This is a genomic window from Methylosinus sp. PW1 (genome assembly GCF_000745215.1).
Lineage (GTDB): Bacteria > Pseudomonadota > Alphaproteobacteria > Rhizobiales > Beijerinckiaceae > Methylosinus.
Genome location: NZ_JQNK01000003.1, coordinates 14,976 through 31,947 on the forward strand (window position 1 = coordinate 14,976; position 16,972 = coordinate 31,947).

The window sequence follows — 16,972 nt, forward strand, 5'->3', positions numbered from 1 at the left end:
GGAATCTATAGAAAAACTGGGCGTTCCGGCGCTTCCGGCGCAACCGTCCGCCGCCAGTCGATCCCTTCGATCAGCAAGGCCAGCTGCGCCGCCGTCAATTGCAACGCGCCCTCGACGATCGGCGGCCAGACGAACTTTCCCTTCTCCAGCCGCTTGTAACTCACCAGAGAATGCAGCCGCCCCAAGCACAGCTCAGCAGTTAGTGCTGGTGACGCATCCGTTTCATCCTCTGTTTGCTCAGCAACTGCCGTGCGTCGGCAGGCGCTACAACCGATATGGCGAACGGCTTTTGCTGCAAGATCGCAACGGCGCCGTTTGGTCGCTCCCCCCGGGATGGACTGATGTTGCGAGCCCCGACCCGGACGTCGTCATGGGTCATGGGCAATCGCTTTTGCGGGTTTCCGATTTCCTGGAGCTTGCCGATCTGGTTAGCCGCCTCAGTGGCAAATCAGTGAGGCGGCCGCGAAGCGGTATGTAAAGGCAATTATGCCGCCATTGTAAAGCAGATTGCGCCGCAATCCTTCCCCGAACGTGATTCTCATGGACAAAAAGCTGCACAATATCGATCATAAGCTGGCGGAAAATGGTAGGCGCGGTCTTGACGCTGGTTCAGATGGCGGCGTAAATATGTTTACGTCAATATCGAATCACGCGCCCGGCGCCAGCGATGCCCGACAGCAAGCGATCGAAGAGGGACGCCCTCATCGAGGAGGGCACATTCAATCCCACCCCGGACAAGGTGCGCGATCCGAAGTTCCGCGGCGGCGAGTTCTTCGATCCGCACGACGCCGTGCAGGTCAAATACGAGATGCTGCGCCGCGTCTCCGTCGACAAGTTGTCGATCACGGAGGCTGCCGACGAATACGGCGTCTCCAGGCCGACCTACTATCAGGCCAAGGCGAACTTCGACACCGCCGGGATTGCCGGCCTGGTCCAGGCCAAGCCAGGCCCCCGCGGTCCCCACAAGCTCGACGACGACATCATGGTCTTCCTGAAGGCGCGACTGGTTCCTGGCGAACCTGTTCGCGCCCGGGAACTCGCCAGGCTGGTCCGCAACGAACTCAATGTCGAGCTTCATCCGAGAACGATCGAGCGGGCGTTAAAAAAAACGGGCCGGTGAACATCGCCGCGACCTCGACTTGTTCGATCCCGTCGTCGGCTCTTGCGTCCGATTACGAGGTGCTGCGCGCCGCCGCTCTCGGCGAAGCGCTGCCGCTCATGGCCCGCAGCGGCCTCATGCTGTTTCTGCGCCGTGGGATGTGGGGATGGGCGAAGGCGCTGACGGCGGCGGCAGACCCCACTCCAGAACCGATCGACCAGCGCCCGTTCGTCTCATCGAGGCCGGGCGGGCGCGGCGCCGTCGTTCATGTGCTCGCGACAATCGCCGCCGGCACAAACCACGCTGGCTTACATGAGGGGATATTCCCATGAACGCACAGATCAAAGTTCAGCGTCACCATCTCGAACGCGGCGCTTACCTCTACATCCGCCAGTCGTCGATGCGGCAAGTCGTCGAGAACGCCGAGAGCGCCAAGCGGCAATATGCGCTGCGCGGACGCGCTGTCGCCCTGGGTTGGCGCGACGAGCAGATCATCGTCATCGACAACGATCAGGGCGAGTCCGGCGCATCGGCGGCTTGGCGCGAGGGATTCCAGCGACTGGTCAGCGATGTCGGCCTGGGACGCGCCGGAATCGTGATGGGCCTGGAAGTCTCCCGTCTGGCGCGCAACAACGCCGATTGGCAGCGCCTGCTGGAGATCTGCGCCCTTGCCGACACCCTGATCCTCGACGAGGATGGCGTCTACGATCCGGCTAGCTTCAACGACAGGCTTTTGTTGGGTTTGAAGGGTACGATGAGCGAAGCCGAACTCCATGTCATCAAGGCGAGGCTGCGCGGCGGTATCCTCAACAAGGCGAAGCGTGGCGAGTTCCGCTGCCCGCTGCCGACCGGGCTGGTCTATGACCTCTCCGGCAACGTGGCGCTGGATCCGGACCTCCAGGTCAGGGAGACAATCGCTCATTTCTTCGAGACCTTCTCGCGCGTCGGCTCCGCGTCCCAGACCGTCAAGACCTTTCGCAAGGAAGGTCTTCTATTCCCCTCGCGCCTGCACAACAGCGAGACGGTCTTTCGGCCACTGACGGCTTCCACGGCGATGCGCGTCCTAACCAATCCGCGCTACGCCGGCGCCTACACCTATGGCCGACGACAGTTCCGGCGCACGATCGAGGGCAAGAAAACCGTGCGCGCCAGAGACGATGACGATTGGCTGGCCCGCATTCCCGGCGCCCATCCCGGCTATATCAGTTGGGAGCGGCACCAGGAGAACTTGAAGGTTCTCAAGGCGAACGGCCATGGCTATGACGCGGCGCGAACGTCAATTCCGAGAGAAGGCCCGGCGCTGCTGCAAGGACGGGCCATCTGTGGTCGATGCGGCGGGCATTTTAGGGTCCGCTATGCCGCCCGGCGGGGCCGACAGGAGGCGTGGTATGTTTGCGATCGCCCCCACAACTATCGCGGCGAACCCTCGTGCCAGTCGATCGCCGGACCTCCCGTCGATCAAGCTGTCGGCATGCTGATTGCCGACGAGATGACGCCGTTGGCCGTCGAACTGGCGCTCGAAGTGCGCAGGGAGATTCAGGCGCGTCATGAGGAAGCCGACCGGTTGCGTTGCCGTGCGATCGAGCGCGCCCAAACCGAAGCCGATCTCGCTCAGCGCCGCTTCATGCTGGTCGACCCCAACAATCGCCTCGTCGCCGACACGCTCGAAGGCGAGTGGAACGACAAACTCCGCATATTGGCCAACGCCCGCGAGGAGCGCCAGCGCGCCCACGAGCACGATCAATTCGTTCTTGACGACGCCATCCGTAAGCGGCTCATCGCCATGACGGTGGACTTCAAGAAGCTTTGGGCTGATCCCGATACCCCAAACCGAGAACGCAAGCGGCTGCTCGCCCACGTCATCGAAGACGTCACCCTCGTCAAGCTACAGGCGGAAGGAACCACCAAGGTTCATGTTCGGTTCAAGGGCGGCAAAATCCAGACGCTCACGACCTCGAGCCCGAAATCGTCCGCCCAGCAGATCAAGACACAGCCCGGCATCGTCGAACTGGTCGACAAGCTGCTCGACGACCACGTCTATTCCGAGATCGCCGAACTCCTCAACCAGCAAGGATATCGCCCGGGCGAGGCTGCGCGCCGCGGGCGCCACGACGCCCGCTTCACCCCCAAACGGGTTGCCTATCTCGTTCACGAATACAAACTGCGTCCCCGTTACGATCGACTGAGAGAGCGGGGAATGCTGACCAAGAAGGAAGCCGCGGCGCGTCTGAATATCCACGAGACCACCCTCACGAGCTGGGTCAAACATGGCCTCGTCACCGGGCATTCCTACAACGGGCACTTTTGCCTCTACGAAATTCCCGACAAAGACGTACCGCAAAAACAATGCAGCCGATGGAACCGTCTCGTTGACCGAGCCGCTGCCCGCGCACAAAACACCAGCGCGGCATAAACGATCAGCTGAAGCTGGAAGAGGTGTAGTATGAATGCAGATCGTTGGCGAAAAGACACAGGCCCGACCCGTCCCAGGTCAAAATCTTCACGTAGTCGCCGCGCTTGCTGCGGAACACGAATGCCGCGCCAGAAAAAGGATCGTTGCGCAGAACCTGCGCCACGTCGGCGGCGAGTCCGTCGAAGCCGCGCCGCATGTCGACGGGCTTCAGCGCCAGATAGACCTTCATCCCGGGCGCGAACTGAAGCATCAAAGATCGCCCAGCGCAGACAACACGCGGCGCAGAGCTTCCGTGTCCACATCCGCGTCGAGCGACAAGCGCGCGCCATTCGGCAGGCTGACTTCCATAGCGCCGCGCCGCACGCTCTTGCGCGCCCCCCGCGCCGGCGTGGCGGCCATCCTCGCGACCGGCGCCGACGACGGCGCCAGAGCAGGACGCATCGGGGCTGGTTTCAACTCCAGCAACTCGACGGGAACGAAGGTCTGCGCGGCCAGTTCCGGCGACATTCTCGCCGCCGCCGTCTCCTTCGGCGGCGCGCGTCGGCGATCCAGCCAGCCTTCCCGCGAACGCCGCACCCATTTGAAAATCAGATTGGCGTTCAATCCATGTCGCCGCGCGACCGCAGCGACAGACGCCCCAGGCGCCAACGCCTCCGCGACAATCCGCTGCCGTTCCTCGAGGCTCCACATGCGCCGCTTGACGCCATCCTTCGTCGCCGACATTTGGTGTCCACCTGTTCGATGGTGGACACCTAACCCACTCCATATGCGTTCCGGTAGGCGGTCGCCAGATCACGCTTACTTTTGGGGGTCCCCAATCCGAACTGCAGATGGCGCGGGAAGGTTGATCAGAGCCGCCGCGCTCCGTCGTGAGACCAAGCTCATTTTCACGTCTATCTGTCGATTCGAGTGAAGGTCGGGGGCGGCCATGGCCTCACCTTTTTCTAATGCGCGTCGTTGCCGATCGGATTAGATCGTCAAACGACCGTGCCGAAAACCTTCCCGATCCCGGCGGTGAGAGCCATCGCCAATGCGCCCCAGAACGTTACTCGGACCGTGGCGCGTAGAACATCTGCTCCGCCCGCTCTCGCGCCGATCGCGCCCAGCAGCGCAAGAAAGGCCAAAGACGCGCCGGACACGATGGGGACGAGCACGCCGACAGGCGCTACGACGACCATGAGTAAAGGCAGTGCGGCGCCCAGAGAAAACGTCGCCGCGGACGTCAGGGCGGCTTGCACCGGCCTGGCGGTGGTAATCTCGGAAATTCCGAGTTCGTCGCGAGCGTGGGCTGCCAAGGCGTCGTTCGCCATTAGTTGCTCTGCTACCTGTCGCGCAATCACGCGATCGACGCCGCGCGTGACGTAGACTTCGGCAAGCTCATCGAGTTCGGATGCGACGTTTTCGTTGAGCTCCTTGCATTCGCGCGCGATATCGGCTCGCTCCGTGTCCGATTGCGAGCTGACGGACACATATTCGCCGGCGGCCATGGACATGGCTCCGGCCACTAGACCTGCGACGCCTGCGATCAAGACATCGTCTCGCGTCGCGGCCGCCGCGGCGACGCCGACGATCAAACTCGCCGTTGAAACGATCCCGTCGTTGGCGCCGAGCACTGCGGCTCTCAGCCAACCGATGCGATCGACGAGGTGGCTCTCTCTGTGCCAGCGAAGACGGCTCATTCGAAATCCCTCGTTCGGGTTACCAAGTCATCACTCGATACGCTGAGCCTAGGGAGCCCTCGCCGCGGTGACACGGGGGTCGTCGCCCGAACAATAGAGCGCCACGACAAACGGCGCTCTATGTTCCACCTCCGCAAGCTCGAATACGAACGGCCCCGTTAGCGGAGAATAGCGGGCGGCAGCATCCGTTTGAGCGTATCGTCTCGGTAAATTCGATGATGGATGACTGCTGCGACGGCGTGCACTGCCGACAGCGCGATGAGACTGTGCGCGAGAATCTCGTGAATTTCTTCGAGCGAATGCTCGAAGGCTCGATCCTTGACCCACGGCGAGGGGAAATCGCCGACTCCGAAAATCGACAGCGCGTCGCCGCTCGCGAAGAGTGTAGCAACACCAACCGCCGGCACGGCCAACAGTAGTGCATAGAGCGCGAGATGGCCGAGTTTCGCGGCGAGATCGGCTGCGCGGCCCATGGCGCTCGGTGACGCCGGCGGTGGAGGGTCGATGAAACGCCAAATGAGTCTCAATACGAGCATTGCGACGACTACCTCGCCGGCGACGACATGCGCGAACTCGGCAGTCTCGCGGGGCGAACCCTTCGGAAATTGGCCACCGAGTAGGCCGAGCCCCCAGGCGATTGCGACCGCCAGGGCCGAGAGCCAATGTAGGCCCTGCGCCATAGCGCCGTAGCGTTGTCGATGTTGCATCGATTGCGTCATCGTCACTTCTCCCTGTCGGTTAAGCTCGCGGTTGACGCACAACAGTCACGAACACCGCGCAGCAGCAATACCCCGCCGTCGGACGACACCAGCCTGCCGAAGAGCAGAATCGTTCATAGCGGGCGTCGCCGACTCGAAACGGCGCGTGTTGGATTCGACAACAGAGTTCTGCGGAAAATCGAAGCTATGTCCCGATCCCTCCGACTAATCGCGAATTTTACGGGCTGACAAGTCGCAATGTTCGATTCATTCGACGGGTCGCTCCCGCGGCTCCCAGCATACATGTCGCTTGTTGCAATCGGGCCACACCTCTTCAAAAAGTCTACGAGGCGGCCAAGTTCGGCGTCCGGCTCCACGCTATCGGCGCATTTCCCGCCGCAGGATCGCGTCTTGGGCATGGACGCGGCGTGTCATGCGATACGCTGTGCCTCTCGCAGATCGGAAAGGAGTTCGAATGATCGGTCTCGTAACGGAGCGATCCTCCATGAAACGGCTCGTTCTCATAGTCGCACTGGCGGGCACGCTGCCGCTTGCGGGTTGCTACACGCCCGGCGAACGCGCAGCGGGTGGCGCGATCATCGGCGGCCTCGGAGGCGCGGGAATCGGCGCGCTCGCCTCGGGAGGTCTCGCGGGTCCGACTTTGGCGGGCGCCGCGGTGGGAGCGGCCGGCGGCGCTATAATCGGAGCAGTCACGGCTCCGCGTCCCCGCGGCTGGCGTCATCGCGGCCGCGCTCGTCATCATAGCCGATATTTTTGACGGCGTGACGCGTGCGAAAAAATGGGGGCGTCGGCTCTGCCGACGGGCCGTTTGCGTGGGAGTGAATGCGCCCGCGCGGCTTACGTCCTGCGCGTGAAGAGATGATGGCTCGGCAATCTGGATGAGAGATCGTATTGCCTTACGACATCCTTCGCCGGCTTTGTCTTGTACAAACCACCGATCGACAGGGCGAGGCGCTCGGTGTCGTGTCTCATGCGCCAATATCCAATTATGAGGCCGCCGACGCACATCAATCGTCCCATTCGCGATGTTGGCGCCAACGATGACGCTATCTTTCCCCGCGCCCCCAGACTGGCCCATAACGGTCTCGGCCCCAGGTCGGATAGTCATAATACCCGCGCCGCCAACCACCGACGTATCACCTGTAAAGCACTCGTGCCGGCTCACCATTCGACTTCGGGGCGTGCCGAAAAGCTAGAGCGTCAACAGACTCGGAGCCTCGATGAAGATGCCCGGAAGCCGGAACTCTACGCGATGCAACGGTTCGCCTGCGTTTTGCGGAGGGACCTCAGCGTCGTGAGGGATACGATTACCGAGCCCTGGAGCGACAGCCAAACGGAGGGACAGATCAATCGTCTAAACCCGCATTTGCACAAAATACGGTTATTGCCGCACCACGAGCACCGAGCATTTCGCGTGCCTCACAATGTTAGCCGCATTAGAACCGAGAAGATACGTTGACGTCGTTGGCCGTCGAGAACCAACGACGATGAGATCTGCGCCCCATTCCGCAGCTTCAGTCAGCGCCTCATCGTAGATAGAGCCAATTCGGACGATGCTCGAAATGAGCTCTTGCGGATAATCGGCTCCAGCCAAAATCTCACCGAGCCGCTTTTCAGCGACAAGTTGAATTTTTCCCTCGAGATCTGGGGGAGAAAATTCGATGAAAATCGACGACGCCATGGTTTGCACATTGACGAATCGCAATTGGGCCTTCGTGTCTATGGCCAACGCGACTGCTTCCTTGATCACACGATTCGTTACCTCGGCTTCTTCGACATCGATAGGGACGAGAATTTTCTTATACATCGTCAAGCCTCCCACCGGGTACGAATTTCGAGTCATTCAGAGGAACTGCATCATCCGACATTCTCCAGATGGACGCTGCTACGATGGCAAATCTGGGAGAGTTTATGGATTTTGACAAGCCCATGCCGTCGCGGCCGCCCTGCGGCTGTAGTTCGAGGTATGGCCGAGTTGATTATCGGGAAAAATGCCGGATTGGCCGTCATCGAGACATATATCTCCTGTCGCTTTCGATCGGACTCTCGATAAGCGAAAGCACTACGCCACTGATGTGATCGACGACGGCCGAAGTTCCGCGATCATGCGCGAGATATTGGCGAAGAGATTGCGCGATATTGCGACATCAGCCATCTAGAACATGACGTAACGGGTGAGGACGATGGCATTCGCGTCGATCTTGTTTGGCCTTACGTGCAGCGTCGTATCGACCAGTCTCTGATCGGCGCTGGCGCCGCCAGCATGCACAGGACGTTGCCGAGATTGTCGTCAGCGCGTGAAGTTGAAGGCGAACTGCATTGGCAATCTTGAAGCCCGATTTCAAAACCATCGCCGACTTTCACGCGGACAACCACAAGGCCGGGGCGCTCGACTCGACCAAAAAACCGAGGCGCCGGGCTCGGGCTATCGATCTCGTTGGACATCGTCGAAGCCTATGGCGGACAATTTCGCTTGGAGACTCGCAGCCCTCACGGATTTCAGGTCGTGATCACCCTGCCGGGCAGCGTCGCGGCCGCGAGCTGAACGCGAGCACGCCAAACCGATATATGAGGCGCTCCGGCGTGCAAGCCGCGGAGTTAGATCGCCGCCGAGCGAGGCCCGTCCTTATTCGATAACGAGATAGCCTTCCGCGGTGTCCTCGTGATAGTCGCCGAAGAAGCGGTAACGGCCGATGGCCAGCGGCCGGATCTGCATGGTGATCGTTCCATTGCCGGCGACGAGCTTCTCGACCCGCAGGGTCTTGCTCTCGAATTCTTCCGGCGTGGAATCGAGATTCCTCACCACAAGAGTAATCAGCGTATTGGCCGGGGCGTGGATTTCGGCCGGCTGGAAGTGGTGATCTTTGATGGATATGCTCAACGACGCCTGCTCTGCGAGAGCAAAGGTCGTCGAGGCGGCGAGCGTGACGGCGCCGATCGAGGACGCCAGAACGAACTTACCCGAAGTCTTCATTTTTCACCTTTCTCGTCAGAATTCGACGCCGAGTTGCACCCGCGCCATATGGCGAGTGAAGTTCGTGAGGTCCAGCGCATGCGTCTCGCCGCCGGCATGACCTCGAAGCTGGGTGGAGAACGCCGCCGACAAGAACATTTTCTTCGTCAGTCGCACATGCAGGGACGGGCCGACGAAAAGCGCCTGTCCGTCGAGGTTCTGGAAGGCGAACCCGCTGGTGTGATGGCGATAGTATTGCAGCCCGCCACCCAGCGCCACTATCGGCATGATTCGGTAGGTGAGCCCGCCCGTGACGCCGATCGTCGACTCGCGGTCCCATTTGTTTTCGCCGAGCCCGCGTGAGATTTCCGGCTCATAGACCAAGTTCAGAGCGCCGTAGAAGCGATCGGGGGCGAGTTCGGCGTCGACGACGAGTTTCGACTCGACTTCGAATGCGGTCTCGCGATGGCCGCTATTGCCCGAGACATGGCCCCATTCCGGCTCGACCTGCAGCGTGACGCCGAACGGCGAGGGCCCGCGTTCGAGCAGGACATATCGGGCTTCGGCTGACAGACCTCGCAAGCCGGTCCCGGAATAATTATCGAAACCGTCGACGCCGCGGATGCGGTGGTTGGCCCCGATCAGCCCGAAGGAATATTGGAAATTCTGCGACGGCGTGTGCTCGAACTCGACTTTCTGCTCGATCGACCGGTAGTCGCCAGCATAGCCGTCTCGGGTGAGCCGCGCGAGGAAATCGTCCGCGCCTGGATCATAGGCGAGCCGGCGCTTGCCGAAGCGGACGAGGCTGATGAATTCGAGCTCCTTCTCGCCCTCTGCATCGATGTCCGCGCCCTCGGTGAAGCCGAAAAGGTAATGCGTGTCGATCTCGTGGAACTTATCGGAGCTCGGTTGTGCGAGCGCTCGTTCCAGAGGCGAGCCCGAGGACCCGCCCGCCAGATCGAAATGGTAGTTCAGCCCGGCGCGAATTGCGTGGAAGCGATTGCTCGCGCCGGTCAGCGTCGCAACCCGAGTAAGCGTATCGCCGTCGGCATTCGCCTGGTTGAACGCATGGCCGCCGCTGCGGCCGAGGTCGACATAGAGATATTCCAGTTTCCCCGACCACTCCGGCGAAAATGCCCATTCGAGCCCGCCGCCGGCCGCGAAGCCGGCATGGGTCCAGGCGTGAAAGCCTTCGCCGGAATTGTTGCTGACGGCGTCGACGTAAACGAAGCGACTGCCGCCGCCCCCAAAAGCCAGACCGCCGGTCGCGTAGACGAGAAAAGTCGGCGTCGGCGCATAGCCGAGGCGCGCGCGCGTCGTGCCGAACCAGTCGATCGTCTGATGCGCGGCCGCCATTTTCGGCGCAATCGCCTTCGAGCCGCCGCTCAGGCCCGCCGCCTGAATATCGCTCTCCAGGCCGAACACGACATTGCCGGCCTGCCAGTTATGGCCGACTTGGAACCCACCGAGGACGCCGCCGGGATCTGGACTGGGTAATGTCCAGACCGCGCCGGTGGGAGCAAATGCTTCGGTCTCGAAACCCGAAAGACGCGACCCCGAGCCTGAGCCGCCGCCGAAATTGGAGCCGATGTAGAAGCCCGCCCAAAGGAATGGAGCAGGGACGTCGGCTGCGCTCGGCGGAGTTGGGCGAGGCGCAGGGGCGCCGGCGCCCGCTGGCGACGGGAGGGTAAGGATCAAGGCGATCGCTGCCGCGAAAAGCGGCTCCGAGTGATGCTCGATCAGGCGGTTCCATACCGAACTCGAAGGATGCTCCTGAAGTCGAGAAAGCTTCCAAAGAACAACCATCGAGCGCTCCAGAAGTCTTTCATTCTCCAGGCTTGGAGAATGAAAGACATGCCTGCCGTATCATAACGTAATGACTACGGTATTTATCGTATATAGGCAGGTCAATGACAAAGATTTGGATTGTTTCCAAGCTGGATATGGCCGGAATGTTACAACTTCTGATGTCGACTTACAGACAAGGCTCCGAAAGCCAGAAATTCCGGGGAGGGGACGTGACCCACGACGGACAGGCAAGCGCAGGCGCGCCCGTTTTTTGGAAGCTCCCTGAGATCGGCGCGGAGAGTGACGCCGACGAAACTGACCCCTCGGATCACCAAAGTTTCTACGCATCGAGGTCGTCGGACGTGAGGGTCAGCTTTGTGGGCTTACCCGAGTTCGCGGTCGATACGAGGGACCTCCCTTCGCTTCGAGGTCCACAGTCGAGCGACAGCGGAATCTTGTTGAAGGCGGACGTGTCCGAGGCCGGCGAAGGGATGAGCGACGGCGAGATCATCGAGCAGCTGGAGACGAGCGTGTCGATGATCTTTCGCGTGCGCAAGCAGCTGGTGGAGGAAGGCTTCGACGCGGTCTTGACGCGGAAGCAGCACTCGCGCTCCTCCGTGCCGCGCATATTCGACGGCGAGAAGGAAGCGAAGCTGATCGCGCCGTCGTGCTCGGCGCCGCCGGAAGGCTATGCGCGCTGGACCTTGCGGCTGCTGGACCGAAAAGTGGTCGAGCTCACCATCGTCGATGCGGCGAGCGGCAGCACGATCGGTCGTGTTTTTAAAAAAACATCTTGCAGCCCCATCGCAAGGAGCAGTGAGTCATTCCTCCTCATGCGGACGCCGCCTTCGTCACCGCGATGGAGGACGTGCTCGAAGTCTATCGACGTCCGCATGATCCGTTGCTGCCCGTGGTCTGTCTCGACGAGGCGACCAAGCAGCTGATAAAGGAGACGCGGCCGTCCTCGCCGGTGCGGCCCGGGCAGCCGCAGCGCGTCGACTATGAATATGAACGCAACGGAACCGCCAGCATCTTCATGATTTTCGTGCCGCTCGAAGGGAGGCGCGAAGCGATCGTGACCGAGCGCCATACGGCGATCGATTATGCGCATGCGCTCGAGCATATCACCAATGTGATGTTTCCGCAGGCGACGAAGATCGTGCTGGTGCAGGACAACGTGAACACGCACAAATCCGCCTCGCTCTATCAGGCCTTCGCGCCCGAGAAGGCCCGACGGCAGACCGAGCGTTTCGAATGGCATCACACGCCCAAGCATGGAAGCTGGCTCGACATGGCCGAGAGCGAGCTCAGCGTTCTGTCCTCGCAATGTCTCGCGCGACGCATCGGCGACATCGAGAGCCTGCGCGCCAAAGTCGCCGCCTGGGTCGTCGACCGCAACACGCATCAGGCCAAAGCGGACTGGCAGTTCACCACCGCCGACGCCCGCATCAAGCTCAAAAGCCTCTACCCGGTCTTCCCCAATCAAACTCGCTGAATCGCGCCACTAGCCCCTCACCGTGACGTTGTCATCTTCCATTGCGACTTGGAAACCCTACGACATTGTCCGGCAGTAACATCGATTCCACCGCACCCGCGGCGTCGGCGATGGCGCGCTCGACGCCTTCCAACGTTCCGGTGTGCGATAGCGCGCCTGCCGCTGCTGCGATAGCCCGTCGATACAGTTCGAGCGTCACCGGGTGGCCATGGACCTCCTTGTCCATAAGATCGCCCAAAGACGCGGCCGCGGGACGAGATAGCATGCCGCGCACGGCGGCTTCGAACGAGTCGCAGAACGCACCGTGAGCATTTACGAGATCGTCGTAAGCGGCTCGAATCCCGGTCATATGAGCAAGTCTCCCGCGCTATTCTAACAACAATGAGCATATGCGCGATTTGAACGCCATAGCAACGCGAAAGGTTTCACGCGACAACATTGCAACTCATGATGGCGGAGACGCAAAATAGAAATCCGCCCCCTCTCCGTCAGCGAAAGCGCGCCAAGTTCGGCAGCCGGAATCACTCTGCCGCCGAATTCACCTGATAGAAGCTTCGCTCTGGTCGTCGAGGAAATCTCCCGTCTTCGGCGCGACAATGATGTCGTCGTTCTCTCTCCATTAGGGGGCCGAACTGGGGCTACGACATTTCCGAGGACCACAGAGCTCTTGCGCACCGGCTGAACGACGAGGCTCGGGACGAACTGCTGCAATTCGTCGAGGCGGTTGAGGTTTTGATCCTCGATCGTCTTTTGATCGACGACGACGATCGACTTCGGCTTTTTCTGGGCGTCCATGACCGGACGCGAGGTTGCACCCCGGTCATCGTCCTCACCGGGGACGGTGACGTCGCCAACCTGGACGGTCAACGGAGCCGGCGAGTCTTCGGCACGAGACGCCCCGATCTGCGTCGACAAGACCACGGCAGCCGTCGCAAAATAGGCGCGGCCCGATGCGCTGGACATAAAACAAATTCGCAACGTGGATCTGACGCTTGACGCCGGGGAGAACTTTGCGCGGAACTATTCACATTAACGCTATCGGATAGCGTGGTGTGTAAATTCAGCACGGTTGTCGAGCCGGGTGTCGCGTCGCCCCAGACCCTATTGGGCGAGCGACCGCCGAGACGGGGATCGGCCTCGTCTCCCTGACGGATGCAATCGACACGTCGTCGTCGGGCGGGATGCTGGTCTTTCACATGCTCGGCGCGACAGCCGAATTCGAGCGTGCCCTGATCCGCGAACGCACAGCCGGCGGACTCGCCGAGGCGAAGCGCAAAGGCAGACAAGGCGGTCGGCCTCGCCGCCTGACGGAAAAGGACACGGCGGCGGCAAAGGCTCTACTCGCGGACGGCTCCTTGACCTCCAAGGAAGTCGCCGCGCGCTTCGGAGTTTCCAAGGCGACGCTCTATCGCTATATCTCCGGCCCCCCAATCACCGCCTTCTTCAGTATGGTGGCGGCTCAGGATTCGGCAGAGCTATATTGACATACGGCGTCACGATCTTATCACACAGAAGACGGAACGTGACCGTTTTAGCAAACAGCTCTTGAGGAACAGATATATGAAATGCACATGGGATTTCTGAGCTGCCATCTCCAATATCTATAATATTTGTTATCTTCCATTCACGGCCTACAATCTTATCCATGCTCCCGTAATACTTTACAACATGCCCGTTTTTAGTTTCAATTCCAAGTTCTGCTTTGCATTTTTCGGGACCAGAATGAGTTACAACAGCCTCTATTCCTACATTTATATTTTGCTTCGGACGAAAAAATACATCTGTATCTTGATAGACGAATACTGCTCTAACGTCCCGGATTGATAGCTCTGTCTGCACAGTCGGCTTTTGAAACAATGTTATAAACTTTTCTGCTGACTCTACGATTTCCTTCATATTCCCAAGCACAGCAGCAACTCCGGCAATAATTGCTGCAGCTACCCCGCACCCCGCGCCGGCCATCTTAATCCAATATGACACTGAGCTCTGGATTGCCATCAGTTGAACTCTCGCGTCAAAAGCCTGTCCAAAGCCACGTTCTTTAACTGGCCAGCCAATCATGGAGTGGTCAAGCCGAATGTTAGTTCATGAACGCGGTCGGGACCAGCGGCTGAGCACCAAGCGGAGCCTTTCGGCGTTCCAACACAGCGGCATCGCCGCTGTGCCGTGCAAAACGGCACAAAAATGCAATGTTATCTATATGTTTCATATACGTACAATGATATTCGAAACTCTTGAATTCAGCCAAATTCTTCCAAGAGAGAAGTAGAGAAAGGCGCTATCCCTCCAGCGCCCCAATCATCTCCACCCGTGTGGCATGCCGCCCGCCTTCGAAGTCGACGGTCAGGAACGCGTCCACGATATCGAGAGCCAGCCCTTCGCCCACCACGCGCGCGCCAATCGAAAGCATGTTGGCGTCGTTGTGTTGGCGGATCATGCGAGCTGAGAATGTGTCGGCGCAGACGCCGCAACGGATGCCCTTTACCTTGTTCGCCGCCATCATGATGCCCTGGCCTGTGGCACACAGGATGATGCCAAACCGGCAATCGCCGGAGGCGACCAGTCGCGCTGCCGCTTCCCCGTGCTTAGGATAGTGTGTGCTCTCCGGCGTTGTCGGTCCGATATCGACCACCTCCCAGCCATGCTCCGCGATATGACCGGCAATGGCCTTTCGGAGCTGAATGGCGGCGTGGTCGCTGGAGAGGACGATGCGATTATTGGCTATCATGTCTTGTCGGTAGCGCCATCCTGCTTCGAAAGCCAGTCATGTCCCGGCTGACGCATTTGATTTTTTTAAGCGCTCAGGTGCCGCCCCCGCATCACCCTGGCGAGTGAACGAAGAGGATGACGCCCCATGCCCGAGCCACACACCCTCTTGGTGCAGAAGGTCCGCTTATGGCGCGAGTTCCCCCTTCCCGACGGCGAAGGAGGAACTGTGACCGCAAGCGGTCAATTCAGTAGCCAACTCCACTTTGCCCTGGATGCGGCCGCGAGGCTCCTCAATTCGGCAGCGCAAATATGGTCAGCATCCCGCCGAGAGTGGTGTAGTCGAGCAAACTGCGGATCGGACCGTCCATGACGTCTCGCTTGAGATCGATCAACTCCAGCCCGACGAGACCGCCGACGCCTGACAGCACGGCGACGAATTGCTTGCCGCCGTGCTCGTAAGAGACGACGTCACCTACGATCCCCGAGCCCGTGTGGAAACGCCAGAGTTCCTTGCCGGTTTTTCCCGTCGACCGCTTTCAAATAGCCTTCCATCGTGCCGTAGAAGACAACACCTGTCGCAGTGACGAGCGCGCCCGAACGAATGGGGTACTGTTCAGGAATCGACCAGCGAATGGTTTTCGATATCGGATCGAACGCGACGAGGGTGCCTCCCCGGTAGTCATGAGTCTTCGTCACATACCCTTCTTGGTAATCTTCCGTTGTCACGCCAAGGTAAGGCTTGCCGATTTTATATTCGGAGGCGAACGGCTCGTTGTCCATACATTTGGTGGTGAGCGGCAAGAAGAACAATTTTTCGCTTGGCGAATAGGGTCCTTTCGCTCCCAAGAAAGACGGACAGATATTCTTCGTGTTGACGTCTTCGCCGCGGATCTCCGGCGTATATTCATCCAAGAGCAGCGGCCGGCCAAAAAAAGGCGAGTTCTTGTTGAGCTCGATCTTGCTCGCCCAATTGACATGGGCGCCGAAGTTGTCAGCCGACAAGAGCTCGCCCGTGGCGCGATCGAGAAAATAGGCGAAGCCGTTCTTGTCGAAATGCGTGAGCACCTTGCGCGTCGCGCCGTCAACTTCGAGATCGACGAGAATCATCTCGCCCGTCGCGTCGTAATCCCACTGATCATGCGGCGTGACCTGATTGACCCAGCGCACCACGCCGGTGTCGAGGTCGCGGGCGAAATTGGTCGCAGTCCATCTGTTGTCGCCGGGACGCTGTTTGGCGTTTCTGGGCGCCGGATTGCCGGTGCCATAGTACACGAGCTTCAGATCGGCGTCGTAGGAAAAGGCGCCCCAGGGCGCGCCGCCGCCGATCTTCCACTGTTCGCCCTCCCAGCTCGCAAGCGAGGCCTCCTTGCCGACCGGTTTGCCGAGATGCGTCGTCTTGTCAGGGTCGATCAGCGTATCGGCGTCTGGACCGGTCGAATAGCCGCGCCGAAGGCGCTGGCCGGTCTTTGCGTCATAGGCGGTAACATGGCCACGTACGCCGAAATCGCCGCCCGAAATGCCGACGAGCACTTTGTCCTTGAAAATCGCCGGCGCGCCGGTGGAGGTTTCGCCGATTTGCGGATTGCCGTTGGTGCGAGACCATATCGCCCTGCCGGTTTTCAGATCCAATGCGACGAGATTCGTGTCGAGCTGGGATAAAAAGACCTTACCATCGCTATAGGCGAGGCCGCGATTGACGGCGTCGCCGCCGATTTTCTTTAAGATCGACGGATCTTGCCGAGGGTAGTAGCGCCATAGGATTTTGTCGGCGTTATCCGCGAGACGGCGGGCAAACACCTCGTTCGGAAAAGGCGTCGTGAAATAAGCGACGCCATCCACGACCAGCGGCGCGCCTTCGTGGCCGCGCAGCGCTCCCGTCGAAACGATTGTCGCCACTTGCAGTTTTCCGGCGTTCTCCGGCGTGATTTGCGTGAGCGGCGAATAGCGCCAATAGGCGTCGTTGCCGCCCTGCGCGCGCCATTCCTTAGGGGCCTGCCGGAAGGTCGCCGGCTCCTCGGCACGGGCGGGGAGAAGGAGAATTGCGAGCGCAGCGAGCGCGAAAACCTGTCGCATCTTGAAACTGACCTTCCCCATAGCCGCGCCAATTATCGCAAAGT

At 60.3% G+C, this 16,972-nt stretch carries 21 protein-coding genes and 1 pseudogene; 9 read left to right on the forward strand and 13 right to left on the reverse strand.

Annotated features, from left to right (window positions below):
• Positions 1–5: 5 nt before the first annotated feature.
• On the reverse strand, positions 6–185 hold the full coding sequence (gene tnpB, locus K369_RS25985) for a transposase (protein ID WP_245278075.1): 180 nt from the start codon (positions 183–185) through the stop codon (positions 6–8).
• 23 nt (positions 186–208) lie between these two features.
• Between tnpB (K369_RS25985) and K369_RS28120 the strand changes: the two genes are divergently transcribed.
• The 4 genes from K369_RS28120 (at position 209) to K369_RS03390 (ending at position 3,512) form a co-directional block, all read left to right on the forward strand.
• Entirely contained in the window at positions 209–478 is a 270-nt protein-coding gene (locus K369_RS28120) for a DUF5372 family protein (RefSeq protein ID WP_198032986.1), read from the forward strand.
• A gap of 189 nt (positions 479–667) precedes the next feature.
• Complete coding sequence (locus K369_RS03380; protein ID WP_036286500.1) at positions 668–1,120, forward strand: helix-turn-helix domain-containing protein; 453 nt, start codon at positions 668–670, stop codon at positions 1,118–1,120.
• The gene (locus tag K369_RS03385; protein ID WP_036286502.1) at positions 1,117–1,431 is read left to right on the forward strand and encodes a hypothetical protein; all 315 of its coding nucleotides are present in this window, start codon (positions 1,117–1,119) and stop codon (positions 1,429–1,431) included. Before K369_RS03380 ends, K369_RS03385 begins: the two co-directional genes overlap by 4 nt.
• Entirely contained in the window at positions 1,428–3,512 is a 2,085-nt protein-coding gene (locus K369_RS03390) for a recombinase family protein (protein ID WP_036286503.1), read from the forward strand. Before K369_RS03385 ends, K369_RS03390 begins: the two co-directional genes overlap by 4 nt.
• A gap of 4 nt (positions 3,513–3,516) precedes the next feature.
• Here the strand turns inward: K369_RS03390 and tnpB (K369_RS03395) are convergent, their stop codons facing one another.
• From tnpB (K369_RS03395) to K369_RS03410, 4 genes are all read right to left on the reverse strand, one after another.
• Positions 3,517–3,762: an IS66 family insertion sequence element accessory protein TnpB gene (tnpB, locus tag K369_RS03395; RefSeq protein ID WP_024882267.1), complete on the reverse strand. Its 246-nt coding sequence runs from the start codon at positions 3,760–3,762 to the stop codon at positions 3,517–3,519.
• Positions 3,762–4,235 (reverse strand): transposase, encoded by a 474-nt coding sequence (locus K369_RS03400; RefSeq protein WP_036287840.1) that lies wholly within the window; start codon positions 4,233–4,235, stop codon positions 3,762–3,764. The genes tnpB (K369_RS03395) and K369_RS03400 overlap by 1 nt, the downstream gene beginning before the upstream one ends.
• 254 nt (positions 4,236–4,489) lie before the next feature.
• Positions 4,490–5,191 (reverse strand): VIT family protein, encoded by a 702-nt coding sequence (locus K369_RS03405; RefSeq protein WP_036287843.1) that lies wholly within the window; start codon positions 5,189–5,191, stop codon positions 4,490–4,492.
• Between the two features lie 158 nt (positions 5,192–5,349).
• Positions 5,350–5,910 (reverse strand): cytochrome b, encoded by a 561-nt coding sequence (locus K369_RS03410; protein WP_036287845.1) that lies wholly within the window; start codon positions 5,908–5,910, stop codon positions 5,350–5,352.
• A gap of 454 nt (positions 5,911–6,364) precedes the next feature.
• On the opposite strand from K369_RS03410, the gene K369_RS27490 reads away from it, so the two are divergent.
• Positions 6,365–6,667 (forward strand): hypothetical protein, encoded by a 303-nt coding sequence (locus tag K369_RS27490; protein ID WP_371033286.1) that lies wholly within the window; start codon positions 6,365–6,367, stop codon positions 6,665–6,667.
• A 624-nt stretch (positions 6,668–7,291) separates the two neighbouring features.
• Here K369_RS27490 and K369_RS03420 read toward each other — a convergent pair.
• Positions 7,292–7,717: a universal stress protein gene (locus K369_RS03420; RefSeq protein WP_036287849.1), complete on the reverse strand. Its 426-nt coding sequence runs from the start codon at positions 7,715–7,717 to the stop codon at positions 7,292–7,294.
• A gap of 531 nt (positions 7,718–8,248) precedes the next feature.
• On the opposite strand from K369_RS03420, the gene K369_RS28125 reads away from it, so the two are divergent.
• Positions 8,249–8,455 (forward strand): ATP-binding protein, encoded by a 207-nt coding sequence (locus K369_RS28125; RefSeq protein WP_156967674.1) that lies wholly within the window; start codon positions 8,249–8,251, stop codon positions 8,453–8,455.
• Between the two features lie 81 nt (positions 8,456–8,536).
• Here K369_RS28125 and K369_RS03425 read toward each other — a convergent pair whose 3' ends face one another.
• Both K369_RS03425 and K369_RS03430 read right to left on the reverse strand, forming a co-directional pair.
• Complete coding sequence (locus K369_RS03425; protein WP_036287851.1) at positions 8,537–8,884, reverse strand: cupredoxin domain-containing protein; 348 nt, start codon at positions 8,882–8,884, stop codon at positions 8,537–8,539.
• Between the two features lie 15 nt (positions 8,885–8,899).
• Positions 8,900–10,561, reverse strand: a complete 1,662-nt coding sequence (locus K369_RS03430) for an outer membrane protein (RefSeq protein WP_198033006.1) — start codon at positions 10,559–10,561, stop codon at positions 8,900–8,902.
• A 212-nt stretch (positions 10,562–10,773) separates the two neighbouring features.
• On the opposite strand from K369_RS03430, the gene K369_RS25995 reads away from it, so the two are divergent.
• Positions 10,774–11,595 (forward strand): helix-turn-helix domain-containing protein, encoded by an 822-nt coding sequence (locus K369_RS25995; protein WP_156967661.1) that lies wholly within the window; start codon positions 10,774–10,776, stop codon positions 11,593–11,595.
• Positions 11,511–12,146 carry an IS630 family transposase gene (locus tag K369_RS03440; RefSeq protein WP_036287856.1) on the forward strand — a complete coding sequence of 212 codons (636 nt, stop codon included), beginning with the start codon at positions 11,511–11,513 and terminating at the stop codon, positions 12,144–12,146. Before K369_RS25995 ends, K369_RS03440 begins: the two co-directional genes overlap by 85 nt.
• A gap of 31 nt (positions 12,147–12,177) precedes the next feature.
• On the opposite strand, the gene K369_RS03445 is transcribed toward K369_RS03440, so the two are convergent.
• Entirely contained in the window at positions 12,178–12,495 is a 318-nt protein-coding gene (locus K369_RS03445) for a hypothetical protein (RefSeq protein ID WP_036287859.1), read from the reverse strand.
• Between the two features lie 23 nt (positions 12,496–12,518).
• The gene (locus tag K369_RS26960) at positions 12,519–13,109 is read right to left on the reverse strand and encodes a hypothetical protein (protein ID WP_198033008.1); all 591 of its coding nucleotides are present in this window, start codon (positions 13,107–13,109) and stop codon (positions 12,519–12,521) included.
• 167 nt (positions 13,110–13,276) lie between these two features.
• Between K369_RS26960 and K369_RS03450 the strand changes: the two genes are divergently transcribed.
• Entirely contained in the window at positions 13,277–13,630 is a 354-nt protein-coding gene (locus K369_RS03450; RefSeq protein WP_256380971.1) for a recombinase family protein, read from the forward strand.
• Here K369_RS03450 and K369_RS26000 read toward each other — a convergent pair.
• The 3 genes and pseudogenes from K369_RS26000 to K369_RS03460 all read right to left on the reverse strand — a co-directional run bounded on the left by K369_RS26000 (position 13,590) and on the right by K369_RS03460 (position 16,928).
• Positions 13,590–14,207 (reverse strand): hypothetical protein, encoded by a 618-nt coding sequence (locus K369_RS26000; RefSeq protein ID WP_156967662.1) that lies wholly within the window; start codon positions 14,205–14,207, stop codon positions 13,590–13,592. The genes K369_RS03450 and K369_RS26000 overlap by 41 nt on opposite strands.
• A gap of 217 nt (positions 14,208–14,424) precedes the next feature.
• The gene (rpiB, locus tag K369_RS03455; RefSeq protein WP_036287862.1) at positions 14,425–14,874 is read right to left on the reverse strand and encodes a ribose 5-phosphate isomerase B; all 450 of its coding nucleotides are present in this window, start codon (positions 14,872–14,874) and stop codon (positions 14,425–14,427) included.
• A gap of 271 nt (positions 14,875–15,145) precedes the next feature.
• A pseudogene (locus tag K369_RS03460) lies at positions 15,146–16,928 on the reverse strand (PQQ-dependent dehydrogenase, methanol/ethanol family).
• Between the last annotated feature and the right edge of the window lie 44 nt (positions 16,929–16,972).